Source organism: Acinetobacter towneri (assembly GCF_001758345.1).
Lineage (GTDB): Bacteria > Pseudomonadota > Gammaproteobacteria > Pseudomonadales > Moraxellaceae > Acinetobacter > Acinetobacter towneri_A.
Map to the genome: position 1 here is coordinate 1 of NZ_MKQS01000067.1, position 602 is coordinate 602.

General features: G+C 45.1%; 1 protein-coding gene and 1 pseudogene. One reads left to right on the top strand and one right to left on the bottom strand.

Going from position 1 to position 602, the window contains the following annotated elements:
• Positions 1-305, top strand: a pseudogene (istB, locus tag BJN41_RS14500) (IS21-like element ISAba8 family helper ATPase IstB); the annotation flags it as partial.
• Between the two features lie 32 nt (positions 306-337).
• Here istB and BJN41_RS14505 read toward each other — a convergent pair.
• On the bottom strand, positions 338-602 hold a 265-nt coding region (locus tag BJN41_RS14505), incomplete at its 5' end, for a transposase domain-containing protein (RefSeq protein WP_070154611.1).

A 602-nucleotide genomic window follows, 5' to 3' on the forward strand; every position in this document is an offset into this window, starting at 1 on the left:
CCCCTAAATCACAGGTGATTGAACTGTTCAATCTGAGCTTTATTGCTAGAGCAGAAAATGTGGTGTTTCTCGGGGCTAGCGGAGTAGGAAAAACGCATTTATCTATGKCATTAGGCTATAAGGCCATCATGAACAATGTCAAAACCAAGTTTATTACCGCCGCCGATCTCATGCTGCAACTAAGTACAGCCTACCAGCAAGGTAAATTGAAAACCTATATGCAACGTGCGGTACTGGGACCAAAGTTACTGATTATCGATGAAATTGGTTATTTACCGTTTGGACGTGAAGAAGCGAATTTGTTCTGTAAGCGTCCGCTGAATCCCATGCCTATTTTTTAATTTTGGTCGGATTTCCAGCGGTGTGGCAGTAATTCTTCTATTTGGGTCACTTTATGCGTCGGCAGCCTTTTCAGCACATCACTTAAATAGGCATACGGATCCAGGCCATTCAGCTTTGCTGACTGGATTAAAGTCATGATATTGGCAGCTCGTTGACCACTGCGCAGCGAGCCTGCAAACAGCCAGTTCTTGCGTCCTAAGGCCCAGGGACGCATCTGATTCTCGACCCAATTATTGCAAATCGGTAGATTGCCATCATCC